The sequence below is a fragment of the Colwellia sp. BRX10-3 genome (assembly GCF_014077505.1).
Lineage (GTDB): Bacteria > Pseudomonadota > Gammaproteobacteria > Enterobacterales > Alteromonadaceae > Cognaticolwellia.
In genome coordinates this window covers 1-17,092 of sequence record NZ_JACGWA010000014.1, presented here as the reverse complement: position 1 = coordinate 17,092, position 17,092 = coordinate 1, and the positions used below count along the sequence as shown (strand labels likewise).

Genomic DNA, 17,092 nt, shown 5'->3' with positions numbered 1-17,092 from the left:
AGCGTTTAGAAACTATAACCTATGGTTAATGAAATGGTTTCAGGGTCGCCGTAATAGCCAATCAGTGTGGTATCACCACCTAAACCAGGGGCATAACTGCCATCATCATTTTGTGCGCCTAGGAAGGCATAGTTACCGACTAAGTATTCTTCATTGGTAATGTTTTTCCAATGAAGTGCTGCAGTCCAGTCACCGTTATTGCTATACCAATTAACACCAAAGTTAAGTAGCCCATAACCATCTTGAGTTAATAGGTTGTCGGTAACGTTTAAGTCGTAGTCACTACGATAATAGTAGTTACCATTAACGACAAAAGCACCTGCAGATGTTTCAATATCATAAGCAAAGCCAAGATTAGCCGTAGTTTTAGGCGTATTGGTAATAGTGAAGTTATCGCTAATATCTATCTTGTTAAGGTCTGCATCAAATGATATTACTTCTGAAAATGATGAGTCAATTAAACCTAAACTTGCAAAGACATTTAAGTTCTCTGTGGCGGCAAATTCAATTTCTAGTTCTAAGCCCGATGCGGTTGATTTACCAATATTACCTAAGCGTTGGCTTAATGCACTATTGTCTTCTGTGGGTAATACAGTAACAAATTGTCTGTCTTTATGATCAAGATAGAAAGCTGTCGCATTAACTCTTAAATTATTATTCCACTCACTTTTTACACCAACCTCGAATGAATCAACAACTTCTGGATTTACCGCGGGTTCTGCACCATTTGCTCTTGGGTTAAATGTACCTGATTTAAAACCTTGTGAGTAACTAGCAAAGAACATCATGTCGTTTGAGTATTGATATTCTGCCCCGACACGTGGTGTAAAGCGTGACCAATCTTCTTTATCATTGAGTACTTCAGGGAATGTAACATCACCTCTTACATAACCGGGCACCCAGTCACTTTCGGGGTAAACGGTTTCAAATGCTAAGCCATTATTAACGTTAGCTGTTTTTTCTTCTGTGGTATAACGCGCACCTAAGGTCATGGATAATTTATCGGTCAGGTTATACGAACCTTGTGCATAAACAGCATAGCTTTCACTGTTGTTACAGCCCGATACTTCTCGCGTTAATCCAGGTAAAGTGAGAGATTTGCCGAAATTCTCTAATATAGCATCGAAGTGACCACAAGATTCGCCATCAAAGTAGTACAAGCCTGAGACAAAAGTTAAATTATCTGAGTCATAGTTAAGTTGGAATTCTTGGCTGAATTGTTCATCATCATAAATCGCTGGTACATCAAAAATACGCTCTGCGGTATTGTCAAAATCAATATTTGTTTTTGAGTAATTCTCACGACTTGCCGTAACGGATTTAACTGACCAAGTTTCATTGATATAGTATTCAGCTGTTAGGCTAAAACCTTCAGACTCAACACTATTCCATGTAGGCATACTGGTGTACGAATCATAAACGCTGTCAGGTACTGGCGCATCAGTGACTATACTTGGTAGTAAACGATAGCCACCTTTGGCATTGGAGTCGTCAGTTGTTTTGTCATAGTTAAAACGGAAAAATAAATCGTCATTCGGTTGGAATTCGACGGTAATTCGACCGGCAAAAACATCTTTATTATAGTTTTCTAAGTCTTGATTTGGTAAATCAGATTGTAAAAATTCACCGTAACCATCGCGGGTTAAATTTGCTAATGCAAAGCCGACATATAGTTTGTCGTCTATGACTGGAATTTTACCTGCAACTTTATAATCTTGGCGGCCATAATTGCCAAAGGTCGCTTTAAGATCTAGCTCGACATCACCAGCCATTTTTTTAGTGACATATTTAATCGCGCCACCAATGGTATTTTTACCATATAAACTGCCTTGAGGACCACGTAATACTTCAATGCGTTCAACGTCAAGAATATCTAATACAGCGCCTTGTGGGCGAGCAATATAAACGTCATCAACATAAATGCCGACACCAGGTTCATAACCCCATAATGGATCATCTTGACCCACACCACGAATAAAAGCGGTTAATGTTGAGTTTGTGCCACGACTAGGTTGTAAAGTAGTATTTGGAGAAAACTGTTGAACTTCTGACATCACACTAATGCCGTTTTGCGCTAATTGCTCGGCACCAATAGAGGTCACAGCCACAGGTACAGATTGCAAACTTTCTGCAGTTTTTCGCGCTGTTACTTCAATACGCTCTAATGTTGGATCATTCTTTATTTGTTCAGCTGTTTCGGCAGCCATAATGTTTTGGCTAGTCAGTGCAGCTGAAATTGTTATGGCTAGAACACTCAGCCTTCCGTTAAAACGTTTCATAATTTTTCCCCGTGTTTTAAATCTAATAAACCGCTGATTCGAGCACTTTATTGTTTTTTATTAGTGTGGATAAAACTCTATAGTAAATTTGCCAGAAGATAATTTGTACTATAGTAGTATGTAGTCTATTTTTATTGTTAAGTTGCTGTATATAAACACTATATATTGGTTTTTATTTATTTTTATATCGTGTTTTTTACTAAATTAGCTGTAAATTTATATTTCCCAAGCCTCGAGCAAGTACAAAACCGTACTAATAGGTGTGTTAATTACAAAGGGGGCTGCGCTACCGCCGTCATTTTTTTGTGGCGCTACAGCAATGCCATGACCCATATTTTCAATTTCAACGAGCTCAACATTTATTTGCTTGTTTTGTCCTTGCCATTGGCTAACTTGATAGCCCTGATGTTTTGTAATAATTGGCTGATTTGATGACTGCGTTAATTGTGCCCAATGTATGGCAAGTTGTTGTGAATTTTTAGGGTTAACCACAGCGTCTTTTGAGCCTGTAAATATTGATAATGGCGGCCAATTAGGTTGCGTGTTGTTTATCTGCTTAACTAATGTGGTTAATTGCTCAGCATCTTGCGAGGGACCGCTGCGCATGCAGGCAATAGCGGTAATTAAATTATCAGCGCAAGGATAGGGAATGCCAGCAATAATGGCGCCAGCGGTAAATAGCTCAGGATAATTAACCACCATAGAGCTTGCCATAGCGCCACCCGCAGATAAACCTATAATATAAATCTTACTAAAGTTATGCTCGGCGTTAACCGTGGTTATCATGTTTTTAATCGACAAGCTCTCCCCTTGATTTTTTTCAATATCTTGTGTGGAAAACCAATTGAAGCAACCTTTAATGTTATTGTTTTGGCTTTGCTGTGGAATAAGCAGTGAAAACTTCTTTTTGTTTGCTAACGCCAGTAAACCACTTTGCTCGGCGAGAATTTCTCCTTGTTGAACACAGCCATGCAGTAAAATAATAAGGTTTTTATTATTTTTAGTCCCTTGAAAGTAGCTGGCGCTTAGCTCGCCAGGGTTATTACCAAACTCAATTAATGCCGATTGTTTAGCAAAGCTTTTGGCACTGAAAAGGGCGATAGTAATAATAAACATCGATAAATATCTAGACATGATAATTTTCCGTAGTTATGAAGCTAAAATATGAAGCTAAAATTTTGAGCTAAAAGTTAAGGCAATAAAAAGGAGTTTCAGTCTATCAGCATGGCGTATAAAACAAATTTATAGAATGCTACTTTAGTTCCAGAGCAATTGTTAAATGATTATTTTAAAAGGTAAAACTAGTTGTTTGATATTTATTGGGCAAACGTTAAGCTGTAAAGGCAAGCTTACTATCCTATTCATGTTTGTTACCAACATTAAAGAGACATAATGCATGAGACTTAAAAAATTGGCGCAGCGTTTATTTATCATTAAGCCGTTATTAAATTTTACTTTTGCTGCCTGCATTGTTTCGATTGTTGTTTTATTTCTTAATAGTTCAATTGAAGAGCAAAATAGCTATGCCTTGCCTAGTTTATTATTAGCCGCATGGAGTTTGTTATTAAGTGCGATATTAGGCTTGCTTGTTAATACCCCAAGTACTGAAAAAATAGTAAAAGGTTGGTTTGGGCGTATGAAAAAAAAACTAGCAAAAAGTATCTTTGTTTTTGTGGTTATAGTGTTTGTTTTTATTAGTTTAACACTGCTGTATGTGACAATTAAACTGTTGAGTTTGTGACGTTTTATGGGTAAGTGCCACAGTGAAAATCCTATGGTATTACAGCAATTTTATCTGCTATAAATTTATCATTTTCAATGACTCTCTTCTAGATTTACTTTGGGTAAGCACTAAAGCTTTATATCATCAGTTACAGAAAAAACATCACTCCATTTGAATGTATTCAATTATTTATTAATTAGGTGTTGCGTGTGTGCTGTTAGACTTATTAGCATGATATTTCTGTGTTAATGATGTATTGAATACTAGGTAAATACAAAGCACTTAGTATATTATCGTTTGAACTCAGTAAATTATTTCTTCATAAAAAGAGCAATAAATAATGGAACATGAACAACACCTAGCCTTACTTGGCGCTATAGCCCAAGGTGATAAAAAGGCGTTTTCAGAACTTTACCAAAACACCAGTAAACAGCTTTATGCGGTGAGTTTAAAAATGTTAGCCCGTAAAGAATTAGCTGAAGAAGCGCTGCAAGAGGCTTATGTGCGCATTTGGCATAACGCGTCTGAGTATCGCGTAGGTAAAGGGACAGTGCTGACATGGATGATAAGTATTGTACGTTATCGAGCGCTGGATATTTTACGATATAACAAAATTAGAAAAGAAGATGAATTAGACGAGAAAGAAAGTTTTGATCTCGATGCCCCTGATCAAATAGGTGATTCAGAGCAACTGTTATTAGATAAATGCTTGCAGCAGCTCGACCTTCAACAACGCCAGGCAATATATTTAGCTTACTTTAATGGTTGTTCTCACCAAGAGGTGGTCAAGCACCTAAATAACCCATTGGGTACCATCAAAAGCTGGATAAGACGTGGTCTTACAAGCCTACAAAGTTGTTTAACGTCATGAATTATCAATCGGAAAACCTCAAAAACGCCCTAGCAGCTGAATACGTGCTAGGCACATTGCGCGGACCTGCACGTCAGCGCTTTCAAAAATTGATGATGCAATATCCACCGATCAGTGAGGCAACTACTACTTGGGAGCAGCACTTAAACGCTTTAGGACAAAAAATTTCACCAGTAACACCTGACGAATCGGTATGGCAGCGTATTGAACAGCAGCTAGGTTTTGTTGACGAGCCAGCAAAAAGTAACGTAGTGCCAATAACGAAAGCTAAACCTAAAGTTTGGCAAGGTATTGCTGGTTTAGCGTCGGCTGCTGCACTGGTACTTGCTGTGTTGTTAGTGAACGTTGAACCGACAACAGCACCTGATGCTCAACAACTCGCTTTGGTCAATAACGAACAAACCGAATTATTATGGGCGTTAGAAATTGGCACAGACACTATTGATATACAAGCAACTAAAAGTTTAGTGGCGCAAGCCAATGCGGATTATGAGTTATGGATAGTGCCGGCAGATGGCAGAGCGCCAATATCGTTAGGTTTACTGCCTAAAACTGGCAAGTTGACTTTAAGCAAACCAGAGTTGTTTGATCAAATTGAGATTGCCGCTTTAGCCGTAAGCTTAGAACCACTTGGTGGCTCGCCTAATGGCTCACCAACTACAGTATTGTATACTTCTAAATTAGTTACGCTTTAGTAATACTAAATTAGTATTTAACTTTAAAGCACAACAGTAACGAACGAATAAACAAGCGAAACGAAAGTTTCGCTTTTTTTTACTTTTTTTATAACCTAGAAATAAACCTCATCTCAGTACCCCTAATCCAAATTACACAATGCTTATTGCACTTATAACCTAAGCTGTAAATTAGCTGTTGTTGAGTGATTGTGTACATTAAAAAATACCTAATTAAACCAGCAGGCATAACAGTAAGTCTGTGCCCAAGGTTATTGCATTTCAATTATCTGGTCAGGTAAACATGGAAAAAATGAAAGTTTTTTCATTAAATCATCAAAAAAATCACATATAAAACTTTTAATTAACAGGGGCTTAATGTGTTAGGTCGTTAGGTGGAATTAATTAATTAGAAAATAATTTACTTTTTTTGCATCCAATACTTAATTTCAAGCGTTTAACTATATGAGTATTCAAGAAAGTAACCATTAAGCAGTATAAAATTAAAAGGAAACGTCATGCAAAAATTTAAAATAACGCTTATTGCTTCGGTAATAATGAGTGCCACTTTGTCTCAAGCTGTTTCAGCATCAAGCCATCGTGAAGCACCAAACCTTACGCGTATGCCAACAGTAGATTCCACAGATTTTTACGCATTCAATAGTTATGAAGAAGGTCGTGGCGATTACGTCACACTCATTGCAAACTACATTCCTCTGCAAGACGCTTATGGTGGACCAAACTATTTTGCCATGGATCCTGCAGCATCTTATGATATTCATATCGATAGCGATGGTGATGCAGTTGAAGATATTACCTTTAGTTTCAACTTCAGCCAAATGTTAGGCAACAATAATGCTGGCATCGCCTTGATGGTAGGCCCAGAGGGCGCACAGAAATCTGTAGGTGTACCACTTAAAAATGTTGGTGGTATTAGCATGGCGGATCAAGCGGCTGCTAACTTTTCTGAAAGCTATACGGTTAAAATGACTGCTGGCGCTATGAGTACCGGCACCAGTGTTGCTGTTACGAATACTACCTCTGGTGGTGCAAGTTTTTCTAAGCCGTTAGATTATATCGGTAACAAAACATTCAGTAATGCGGCACAGTACGCGGCTTACGCGAACAGTCATATTTACTCAGCGGCTATTCCTGGCTGTGATGCACCAGCAAAAGTGTTTGTTGGTCAGCGTAAAGACGCATTTACTGTTAACTTAGGTAAAGTATTTGATTTAGTTAACTTTGTTCCTGTTGAAGGCGATAGTGCTCCTGGCGCAGGCGATGCAGGTGGTTTCCCCGGTGGTATTACACAATCAGCAATGAATGATGATTTAGCTGATAAAAATGTAACCAGTATTGCTATCGAAGTACCTACCGCTTGTTTAATAGGTGAAGGTAATGGTGTTATTGGTAGTTGGACTAGTGCAAGTTTGCCGCAAGCTAGAATTTTAAATCCAAATGCTAGTTTCGATAATACTGAAGTAAACGGTGGCGCAATGACACAGGTTTCACGTCTAGGTTCTCCTTTAGTAAACGAGCTAGTAATAGGTTTAGCGGATAAAGATAAGTTTTCAACGTCACACCCAAGTAATGATGGGCAGTTCGCTGATTATGTTACGCATCCAACACTACCTGAACTGTTAAATATTCTGTTTAAAGATGCAGTGAATACGACGCTTAATGCCAATATAGAAACTTTAGCACCGACTAACTTCCCACGAGTTGATTTAGTTACGGCATTTTTGACTGGTTTCCCAGGCGTTAATCAAATGTCGACAGTTACTGCCTCTGAAATGTTGCGCTTAAATACGGGTATTGCCGCGGTTTCAGCTGATATGCAATCTTCGTTTGGTGTCGCTGGTGATGATTTAGCTGGTTTTCCAAATGGTCGTCGTCCTGGTGATGATGTGGTAGATATCGCACTTCGCGTCGTTATGGGTCGCTTGTGTTACCCGATCCCTGTTAACGGCACGGATACTGATTTAGGCTTATGTGCGCCTGAAGACGCTAGTGTTGGTAATGTACCTTTTACTGATGGAGCCCCTAGTAATGCATCTATGATAGGAACTAGTTTTCCTTACTTAGCCATGCCGTTACCAGGTTCTGAATAAGGATCACCATGATGAATTTTAGTAAACTAAATACTGCTTTGAAAACCAATGCACGTCGTCCACTTAAGTTGTTAACCCTAAGTTTGGGTGCAACACTAGTGCTTACCGGCTGTAATGATGGTTATAAAGAGAGAAGCGAGGCACCTAACGTGGCGCCAACGACTATAACGGTTGATTTGATTACTCAAACAGAAACGCCAATCACCGATATGTTAAGTGCAACTGACGCCGATGGCGATGGTTTGAGCTTTAGCCTAAGTCAACAGGCAATGTTAGGTGTAGTTACTGTTGCTGGCAAAGGTGGGTTTACCTACCAGCCTAATGACGAAGTAACCGGTAGTGACAGCTTTACTTTTTCGGTGACTGATGGCGTAAATGGTCCAGTTACGGGGACGGTTAACATTACTATTGAAGCGCTGGAAGTGTCTTTTGCCAGCTATAGTCGAGCAGCCTTTAGTCAGCAATCAACTGATAAACCACTGTCCACAAATGGTCGTGCGTTTATTCAAGATGTTGAAGACCCAACAGCATACGACGACTTACTTCCACAGTAATATCGAGCTTGACTGCGCCATGGAAGGCGCCCTTTTATGGATGATAATATGCCAATAATAATTTACATGTCTTATTTCGTTAAAAATTTCATGAAAAGCTTGATGATAAATTTCATAAAGCGTCACGAGAAACGTTATACCAACTGCTCATTATTATTGGTTTTTATTTCCATCGTAAATCCCGCATATGCAGAAAGTTATATCCCTAAATCAGACCAAAGTATCGTTGCCAGTTGGACGGTACCTAAACCCGCAAAACAACCGAAAATTTTTATCGCTCAACTTATCAGTGATGCCAGTAAACCGGGCTTAGCCAGTCGTTATTATGGTCGAGCAAGCGCGTTACTCAAGCCCTTACTAGCAGCAGAACCTGATGATCTAGATCTACAGTTTTATTCTGCAACCGTTTTGCAACATTATCATCAATTTGAGCAAGCACAACAACTACTCAGCCAAATACTTAAGCACCAACCAGCTAATGTTGCTGCTTGGTTAATGAAAGCGAATATTCACATGGTACAAGGTGATTTAGTCGCAGCCAAACGCGCATGTTTACAAGTATTGGGGCAGGGTAGCCTTTTTCTCAGCACAGCCTGCGTACTGGAAGTTAATGCTGAACAAGGGCAAGTAGAGCAAAGTTACCAGCAGTTGCAACATGTGGTTAGCGTTGCAGGTGATATTGAGCGTGAACAAAATATCTGGCTGAAGCAAATTTTGGCTGATCTTGCGCAGCGCCAACAATTGGCTGAACAGGCTATCGAGCATTTGTCAGGTTATCCTTTGGAACAGATGCCAGTAAGTTATTTGGCGTTGTGGGCCGATATTCATTTAGATCAGCAACAAGGTAAAATAGTATTAGATAAGTTAGGACCGATTGTATTGGCCAGTGATAGCTTTGATGATGCATTATTATTACGATTAGCTTTGGCAGAGCAAACTAGCAATTTAGTCAGCTATTCTGATAGTACCTTAGTTAGCAATTCAGCCAACAATGCAATAAGTAAAGCATGGCAGCAGCGTTTAACACAGCGTATTGAAATTCGCTTACAACGCAATGACACCGCACATGCCGCCGACATTGCCCGTTATTATTTAGATATTGCACCTGATGCCATTAAGGCACTGCACTGGGCAAAAATTAATTGGCAACAAGCTAAGCTAGGTCCAGATAAACGTATACTCGAACGCGCAATGGCAGCACAGACTTCCCCTAAAGGTATAACAAAGGCATAAGCCATAAACACTTTATCAATTGAATAATTAGAGTAGTGAGATCAGATATGCAGCAGTGGTTAAAAATAGGCTTAGTCGTACTGTCTTTATTATTGGCTAATACCGTCGTCGCTCATCAATTGAGCACCAGTTATATTATTGCCGAAATGGACGACACGGGTCGCATTAATGGTGAATGGCAATTAAGCTTAACTGATTTGGAGTTAGCCGTGGGTTTAGACTTAAATTCAAACGGCGAGTTAACTTGGGGAGAAGTAAAAAGTCGCCAAGCTGAGATTGCTAGCTACTTGGCAGAAAACTTATTACTGAGCCGTGACAACCTATCATGTAACCTGCGCTTTGAAGTTGTAGACCGTTTACAGGACCATGCCAACGAAGCGTTCGCTGTGACTGACTTTTCAGGGCAATGTGCTATTAGTGGGTCATTAAATGTAAAATACAATGCAATATTTTCCTTAGATAGCAGCCATGAAATGGTGCTAAATATTGGCGATGGCAGCAATATGCACAGTTTTGTATTAGACGATAACACTCGTCAAATAGACCTAGATCTAAAAGAAGGTAGTTGGCAGACCACCTTCAAGCAATTTGTTTATCAAGGGGTGATCCATATTTGGATAGGAATAGATCATATCCTGTTCTTGCTAGCATTATTGTTGCCGGCGGTGTTACAGCGTAAAAACAATCAATGGCAAGCCATTACTAGTGTTAAAACCATATTAACCAATACGGTTTGGATCATCAGCGCATTCACTTTAGCTCATTCGTTGACGTTAACCGCAACCGCTATAGGTTGGTTAACGCCAAGTAGTCGCTGGGTGGAACTAGGTATTGCAGTGTCTGTTTTGTTTGCTGCATTAAATAATATTTGGCCTGTGGTTTTGCGTTTAGCTTGGTTAACCTTTGCCTTTGGTTTGTTACACGGTATGGGGTTTGCTGGCGTATTAGGTGAGCTAGGTTTACCGGCTGATCAACAACTCTTAAGTATTTTAGCCTTTAACCTTGGGGTGGAAATAGGGCAGTTAGCGATACTCGCCATTTTACTGCCGCTATTAATTTTACTGCGTAACACCAAACTCTACAGCAAAGGCATTATGCCCGTGGGCTCTTTATTAATTGCCATTATGGCAGTGCAATGGAGTATCGAACGTTGGTGAGTCAGATGACCGTTGTCTGGGTTATTTAGCGCAACTTAGGGTTAAGCTCTGGGTAAATAGATTAGTCTGATTGATTGGTAAGTTATTCTTCCTAAGAATAAAAAGCCCTAGTTAATTGTATAACTAGAGCTTTATATATTGTATTTTGTCAGCGCTTTAAAACTGAGCTTTACGGTATTCTTCACAAGCGACTTCGTCTTCACATTCACCGTACAAGTATAAACTGTGATTGGTCAGTTTTACTTTATGAAATTTCGCTACATCTTCTTGGCGTTGTTCAATAACATCGTCTTCAAATTCAATAACTTTACCGCAGTTTAGGCAAACTAGATGATCATGATGCTTCTTATGGCTAAGCTCGAATACTGACTTACCACCTTCAAAATGATGACGAGTTACAATACCTGCATCATCAAATTGGTTTAATACCCGGTATACGGTGGCTAAACCAATTTCTTCATTATGCTCAAGCAAAAGTTTGTATACGTCTTCAGCACTGATGTGTTGGTTATTTGGATTTTGTAAAATGCCCAAAATTTTAATGCGTGGTAGAGTAATTTTTAGTCCAGCTCTTTTCAGTTCTTCATTTTGTTCAGGCATTAATTTTAATCTCTACATCGGGCTTTCAATTTATGGAAAATTATAGGGGGTTATGCGCTTGGTTGAAAGGGGTAGTTGTAAATGATTATCTCTTTTGTTGGTTTTACTGGCTTAAAACGTCATAATACTTTACTGGTCTGATGAGTTTGATGTTATAAACCATACGGTTTAAATAAGTACTCATATTTTTATGTCGTTTTAAAAGGAAATGATATGTTTAAAAAAGCTTGGCAAATGAAATTATTATTAAATATTTGGCCACCGTTTCTATTTACCGGTATCCGTGTTGTCGATGTTGCAGACGATTTTCGCAAAGCCAAAGTGCGTTTAAAATTGAGTATATTTAATAAAAATGCTGTTGGTGTACATTTTGGTGGTTCATTATATGCGATGACAGATCCATTTTGCATGTTATTGGTCATGTCACGATTGGGTAAAGATTATGTGGTTTGGGATAAGTCAGCCGATATTGACTACATTAAACCTGGTAAGGGCACAGTGACTGCTGAATTTATAATTACCGATGCGTTTATTGAAGATATTTTGTCGCACACAGCTCAAGGTGAGAAATACCTACCTGAAATTCCAGTTTACGTTAAAGACGCTCAAGGCGAGGTTGTCGCTAAACTGAATAGAACATTATATATTCGCAGAAAAAAAACAGCGTAATAGTTACGGCTAAATTTTTAATAGGTTCAATCTAAAATAAGATGATTAGTAGCCAAAATAAAGCAAGGTTTTATTTTGGCTAGGCTAATTAGTAGGGTATAGGGGCACACTGGCTTAGTGATCCACTTTACACAGCGCGAACCTTTACTGGTAAATATATGCTGCAGTTAATTACATCAAAGTCGTTGTAAACTACTTATCAGCTTCTAAGCTTAACATGCGCTTTTTCAATCTTTCTAAATCAATCGCGTTTGAGCGCACGGTGAGCTTAATATGGCTATATTCATATTCTTCTTTGGTAACACTCATGCTTGATCTAATTTCACCTATAATACCTTTAGCGGTGTAGGGAATAATGATTTCATCTTCAATCATCTCTTCCTGTGCCGTATTAACAATGTATTGATGTAACTTACTAATATCAGCGGGATTACGAGTAGATGTCATCATGGCATCAGGAAATTCTGCCATTAAGGCTTGTTTTTGTTCAGCGCTTAGTTGATCAGATTTATTCAGTACCAATAATTTCTTACTATCTTCAACACCTACTTCTTCAAGTACTTCATGCACAACATCAAGCTGCGAACGAAAACCAGGATCTGAAGCATCAACCACATACAATAATAATGAAGCATCATGCGCTTCGGCTAGGGTTGAATGGAATGACGCAACTAAGTCGTGCGGTAATTTTTTGATAAAACCTACGGTATCTGACACTAATATTCTAGGTTGAACCGTTGGGTACAACGCACGAACTGTAGTATCAAGTGTAGCGAATAGTTTGTTTTCACCTTCTACATCACTGCCAGTAATCGCTCGCATCATTGATGACTTACCTGCATTGGTATAACCGACTAGAGCGACACAAAAAAGCTCTGAACGTTGAGTGCGTCGGCCTTTCATTTCATGTTGAACACTGACTAATTCGCGCTTAAGGTCTGCAAGTTGATCACGAACAGCTCGGCGGTTTAGCTCTAGGTTCGTTTCGCCTGCACCTTTACCCATTTGACGATCTCTATCGCCAGACGATGTTTCACGAAGGCGCGGTGCTACATAATTAAGACGAGCAATTTCAACTTGTAATTTCGCCGTTTTGGTACGAGCATGGCGACTAAATATTTCAATAATAATACCCGTACGATCAAATACCTCTACGCCTAATTGATTCTCGACATTACGTAGTTGAGATGGGCTTAAATCGCAATCAAATACCACTACATCTGCACAGGCAAACGGCAGGTTTTCTGACGGAATATCTGAAGGTATAGCGGTAAGTAGTGTTTCATCGACTACTTCTTTAGGTAAGTCATTAGATAAGTCATCTACTTCTTCACTTTCTTCAACTTCACCTTTATTACCGGTAAGGTGCGCTATTTCAGCCAGCTTACCTAAACCAAGCACGTTAACTTTATTAGTTGAACTCAATTTTTGCGACTGTGTGCCAACGACTTTAAAACCTAAAGTTGTTACTAAACGTGCCAGTTCTGCAAGTGACTCTGTGGCTTCATCACCTTTAAACTGCGGTGTGCAAATTGAGATGAGTAATGCGTTATTAAGTGATGCTTTTGCTGTTAGTTGCATAATTTTTTATATAAGTGCACTTGAAGTGCAAACCTAAATTTTTGTCTAAAGTAAGTTCATCCTACGCTGTTATAGGTAAGCTTTATAGGGTAATCGCGGACTAAATGCAGAGTTTATTTTAGTTAATGACAAATCGTAGATATATTGGGCGGGCACGCAACTCATGACAAACATTATTTAAGTCGTTAATGCTGTAATAATCTTAAAAATTGATAAAATAAATAAAGCTTATGGCAAAGGATAAGTATAATTTTTTCTGCGTTACTTCATTTAATAGTATCGCTTTAAAATTATGTTTTGATGATGTGTTATTCGATAATCATAAGGCGATTAAAACGACAATAAAAAGCTATATTGCTGAGCGTTTAATGGCAGTATCTTTATTTTAAAGTTTGGGTTTAGCTCGCTTATCCGCGATATAAAACGATTAAATATTGCGAGTTTGAACCTTGGGGTTTTGAGCTTTGGTTAATCTTCAGTTGGCAAGCCGGTATCTGCAGTTTTTTCACATACTCGTTTGGGAAATGTGTGTGGCCTGATATGTTTTTGAATTGATTTATCTCTGTCACCAGAACTAATGAAAACTGCTATTTGCTGATTGATTTTATCTCTTGCCTCTGTCAAATTTTTTCCCATAATAAATGAAAGTTCATCAATAGTAACGGGCATTGGAGATTGGTAAAATTCGTTGGCACAAAACTCTTTATCAAACATTACTGCCCGAGCATTCTCTTTACTCATAATAGCAAAATCACATCGACCTTTGCTCAACATGTTTGCCATTGTTGTTTGGCTACTTGAATCAACACGCACCAGTTTATGTTCGTTAAAATAGGGTTGCAAATAAGGATAAGTAAAGTCATGTCGAGTACAGATTAGCGCTCGGTTGTGAGTTTCTAGTGAAAATGGATTTTCGAATTTTTGCGCAGCATATATGAAGCTTACATGAGGCATTATAGTGTCAGAATATATAAACCGTTGTGGATTATCCACCCAAACTGAGCTTCCAAAAAATAAGTCAGCTACTTTTGTAAATACCAGTTTTTCATTACGGGCTCTGCTGGAATCAACATATTGCACATTAAACGCGTTGCTCTTGTCGAAACTTTCAAAAAAATCTACCACAACCCCCCGATAACGAGATTCTTCATTATCGAAATAAATATACGGTGACGATCCTGGTGCATTAATCACAAACCGCAAACTATTCTCAGCGGATAAACTATAGGCACTAAACACTATAGCCGGACTGAGCAGCAGAATTATTCGAGATAATAAAAACTGGTATGTTGATTTCATGAAATTTTACGCACTTATTTCTTCCTTAAATTATAAATAGCACTTAAAACGGTTACATAATGAACAATAATGAACAATAATGAATGTTACGCCAAAAACCAAGAAAAAACTTAATCAAGTTATAAAAAGTGCTTAGATCTATTTTATTTTGATTATAGCTAAAAATAATACGATTGCTTTCATTTAGGGATTATCGCTTTAGCTAATATAAGGGCTCTGTATGATTACACTTAGCAATACTTATAATCTCTTTTGATTTCCAGTAATTTATAGCTTTATTGTTATATATTGGACTTAGCATAAATGTGCTACCGTTTAAGATATTTACGTGTGTAAGGGCTTATTATTAACAATGTTATTTGAACTCATATTTTTGTTTCTCGCCGGCTTTTTTGGCGGTGTGCTTAACTCAATTGCCGGAGGAGGAAGTTTTATTACATTCCCTGCACTAATCTTTGTTGGCATTTCGCCTATTATGGCCAATGCGACAAATACTTTTGCGTCATGCGCGGGTTATTTAAGCGGTACTTATGCCTTTCGAAAAGAGCTAGCTGAACATAAAAGTGATCTGCCCAAAATCATACTAATCAGTTTGCTTGGGGGCATATCGGGGGCTTGGTTATTGCTACAAACCTCTGAGGTAGTATTTCGCTCGGCTATTCCCTGGTTATTATTATTTGCTACGGTAGTGTTTATCTTCGGTGCTCAGATAAATAAAACACTTAAAAAAGCAGCCACAAATAACCAACACGCATCTACTATCGGCGGAATTTTACTGTTAATTATTCTCTTGGGTGTTTCGATTTATGGTGGTTTTTTTAACGCAGGGTTAGGTATTATAGTGCTGAGTTATTTAGCCTTAGCTGGCTACACCAATATTAATGCGATGAATGGTTTAAAGTTGTTGGTTTCATCTGCGGTATCTTTGATTGCCATCGCACTGTTTATTTATAGTGATATGATTGTTTGGTACCAAGGGACTATTTTATTATTTGGCACTTTAGCCGGGGGGTATATGGCAGCCAATGTATCCCGACAATTGCCCCAAAAGCATGTTAGAGGCTTTGTTATTGCAGCGAGTATTGTGATTACCTTATATTTCTTTGTTGATGTTTATTCAGGCTAGTACATATAAATTGTTAATGTTTTCAGCTAATGAGTAATGTATTTTGCGCATCAAAGCCATAGAGTTAATGGCTTACATTAGTTTTTGCACTAGTTTTCTCACTAGCTTTATCACAAGTTAAACAGTAAGCACCCAGTGTAGATTTTTACTGTTTAACGCTTAATAAATATCTGACAAACACATATGTTGATTAATTGTGCTTCTGTTACCCCGCTTTGTAATCCTGAAGCGTCACTATGGCATCATGCAAACTATCTTGGTTTACTTGAATTATGCCTCGTTTAGGCCGGTCTAAATCAATGATGATAAAGACCACCAATACAATTAATGTGAATAATAAAATGGTTGGGAAGGCCGGGCGCTTTTTCCCTAAGCCACTGTTATAACCCAACATACCACCCACGGTAACAAACACACCAAATAACAAAAACAATACGGGCTCTGGTACATGCAGCCTCAGCATAGCCGTGCGTTTATTTTCAATTTGGATCATTGAAGATAAAGCCTGATAAAAGCCATTGGCAATTAATAATGATTTTGGATTAACCAATTCTTTTTGTGCTAATTCGATAAGATTTGCTTGTGAATCACTCACTTTTTTATTGATGACACTTCGCTGTTTGGGGTTTGACAAGTCAACTTGGCTAAGGGTAATACGAAGTGCTAAATAAGTATCTAATTCATTAAAAACAGCTTCGCGTATTTCTACAGGCAGTAACTTTGCTTGCATCGCTACTCTGTTAATAGCACCTGCTTCTTCGATAACTGCAAAGCTTCGAGCATCATAACGGTGAAGTGACATATTAAAGGTAAAGCCTAGTAATAGGGCCAACAAACCAATAATACCAGTTTGAATAGCCGTTGATTGGCTTTTCATTTCAGTGTTTTCTACATCTTTATTACGTCGCCCTAGGCTGTAGGCTATTTGGTTAATAATTAACATCAAAATAAAGAGTGTGATAATAATTATAAAACTATTTTTGTCGTACATTAATTCTTGGCTCACTAATTGAGTCTCTATGCTGGGTTAAATAATTATGCAAAGAGTGGGTTAAGGCGGTTGATTGGTCAAGGGATATTTTAAACCATATTGATATAAGGTACAGCACTGATAAAGCATCAAAGCTATGGATTTTGATATAAGCCATATGTGAAATAACTTGACGGGTATGCTTATTAACGTCTAACAATTAATACCAATACCAATACCAATAC

15 protein-coding genes are annotated in these 17,092 nt (G+C 38.3%); 9 read left to right on the top strand and 6 right to left on the bottom strand.

What is annotated here, in order from left to right; genetic code table 11:
* Positions 1 to 5: 5 nt before the first annotated feature.
* On the bottom strand, positions 6 to 2,279 hold the full coding sequence (locus H4J38_RS15155; protein WP_182133030.1) for a TonB-dependent receptor: 2,274 nt from the start codon (positions 2,277 to 2,279) through the stop codon (positions 6 to 8).
* Between the two features lie 216 nt (positions 2,280 to 2,495).
* Positions 2,496 to 3,413, bottom strand: a complete 918-nt coding sequence (locus H4J38_RS15150; protein ID WP_182133028.1) for a PHB depolymerase family esterase — start codon at positions 3,411 to 3,413, stop codon at positions 2,496 to 2,498.
* Between the two features lie 262 nt (positions 3,414 to 3,675).
* Between H4J38_RS15150 and H4J38_RS15145 the strand changes: the two genes are divergently transcribed.
* From H4J38_RS15145 to H4J38_RS15115, 7 genes are all read left to right on the top strand, one after another.
* Positions 3,676 to 4,020, top strand: a complete 345-nt coding sequence (locus tag H4J38_RS15145; protein ID WP_182133027.1) for a hypothetical protein — start codon at positions 3,676 to 3,678, stop codon at positions 4,018 to 4,020.
* A gap of 322 nt (positions 4,021 to 4,342) precedes the next feature.
* Positions 4,343 to 4,873 (top strand): sigma-70 family RNA polymerase sigma factor, encoded by a 531-nt coding sequence (locus H4J38_RS15140; RefSeq protein WP_182133026.1) that lies wholly within the window; start codon positions 4,343 to 4,345, stop codon positions 4,871 to 4,873.
* Positions 4,870 to 5,568 (top strand): anti-sigma factor domain-containing protein, encoded by a 699-nt coding sequence (locus H4J38_RS15135; RefSeq protein ID WP_182133024.1) that lies wholly within the window; start codon positions 4,870 to 4,872, stop codon positions 5,566 to 5,568. The genes H4J38_RS15140 and H4J38_RS15135 overlap by 4 nt, the downstream gene beginning before the upstream one ends.
* A gap of 497 nt (positions 5,569 to 6,065) precedes the next feature.
* Positions 6,066 to 7,658 carry a DUF4331 domain-containing protein gene (locus tag H4J38_RS15130; protein WP_182133022.1) on the top strand — a complete coding sequence of 531 codons (1,593 nt, stop codon included), beginning with the start codon at positions 6,066 to 6,068 and terminating at the stop codon, positions 7,656 to 7,658.
* An 8-nt stretch (positions 7,659 to 7,666) separates the two neighbouring features.
* Positions 7,667 to 8,212 carry an Ig-like domain-containing protein gene (locus H4J38_RS15125; protein WP_404842625.1) on the top strand — a complete coding sequence of 182 codons (546 nt, stop codon included), beginning with the start codon at positions 7,667 to 7,669 and terminating at the stop codon, positions 8,210 to 8,212.
* A gap of 102 nt (positions 8,213 to 8,314) precedes the next feature.
* The gene (locus H4J38_RS15120) at positions 8,315 to 9,445 is read left to right on the top strand and encodes a lipopolysaccharide assembly protein LapB (protein ID WP_182133020.1); all 1,131 of its coding nucleotides are present in this window, start codon (positions 8,315 to 8,317) and stop codon (positions 9,443 to 9,445) included.
* A 47-nt stretch (positions 9,446 to 9,492) separates the two neighbouring features.
* Entirely contained in the window at positions 9,493 to 10,602 is a 1,110-nt protein-coding gene (locus H4J38_RS15115) for a HupE/UreJ family protein (protein ID WP_182133018.1), read from the top strand.
* A 156-nt stretch (positions 10,603 to 10,758) separates the two neighbouring features.
* Here the strand turns inward: H4J38_RS15115 and fur are convergent, their stop codons facing one another.
* Positions 10,759 to 11,202, bottom strand: a complete 444-nt coding sequence (fur, locus tag H4J38_RS15110) for a ferric iron uptake transcriptional regulator (protein ID WP_182133016.1) — start codon at positions 11,200 to 11,202, stop codon at positions 10,759 to 10,761.
* Positions 11,203 to 11,415: 213 nt separating this feature from the next.
* Here fur and H4J38_RS15105 point away from each other — a divergent pair, with 213 nt between their 5' ends.
* On the top strand, positions 11,416 to 11,871 hold the full coding sequence (locus H4J38_RS15105) for a DUF4442 domain-containing protein (protein WP_182133014.1): 456 nt from the start codon (positions 11,416 to 11,418) through the stop codon (positions 11,869 to 11,871).
* Positions 11,872 to 12,063: 192 nt separating this feature from the next.
* Here the strand turns inward: H4J38_RS15105 and hflX are convergent, their stop codons facing one another.
* Entirely contained in the window at positions 12,064 to 13,452 is a 1,389-nt protein-coding gene (hflX, locus tag H4J38_RS15100) for a GTPase HflX (RefSeq protein WP_182133012.1), read from the bottom strand.
* 468 nt (positions 13,453 to 13,920) lie between these two features.
* Positions 13,921 to 14,751 (bottom strand): ABC transporter substrate-binding protein, encoded by an 831-nt coding sequence (locus tag H4J38_RS15095; protein ID WP_182133010.1) that lies wholly within the window; start codon positions 14,749 to 14,751, stop codon positions 13,921 to 13,923.
* A 352-nt stretch (positions 14,752 to 15,103) separates the two neighbouring features.
* Here H4J38_RS15095 and H4J38_RS15090 point away from each other — a divergent pair, with 352 nt between their 5' ends.
* Positions 15,104 to 15,877 carry a sulfite exporter TauE/SafE family protein gene (locus tag H4J38_RS15090; RefSeq protein WP_182133008.1) on the top strand — a complete coding sequence of 258 codons (774 nt, stop codon included), beginning with the start codon at positions 15,104 to 15,106 and terminating at the stop codon, positions 15,875 to 15,877.
* Positions 15,878 to 16,082: 205 nt separating this feature from the next.
* Here H4J38_RS15090 and H4J38_RS15085 read toward each other — a convergent pair whose 3' ends face one another.
* Positions 16,083 to 16,883: a hypothetical protein gene (locus H4J38_RS15085; protein ID WP_182133006.1), complete on the bottom strand. Its 801-nt coding sequence runs from the start codon at positions 16,881 to 16,883 to the stop codon at positions 16,083 to 16,085.
* Positions 16,884 to 17,092: the final 209 nt, after the last annotated feature.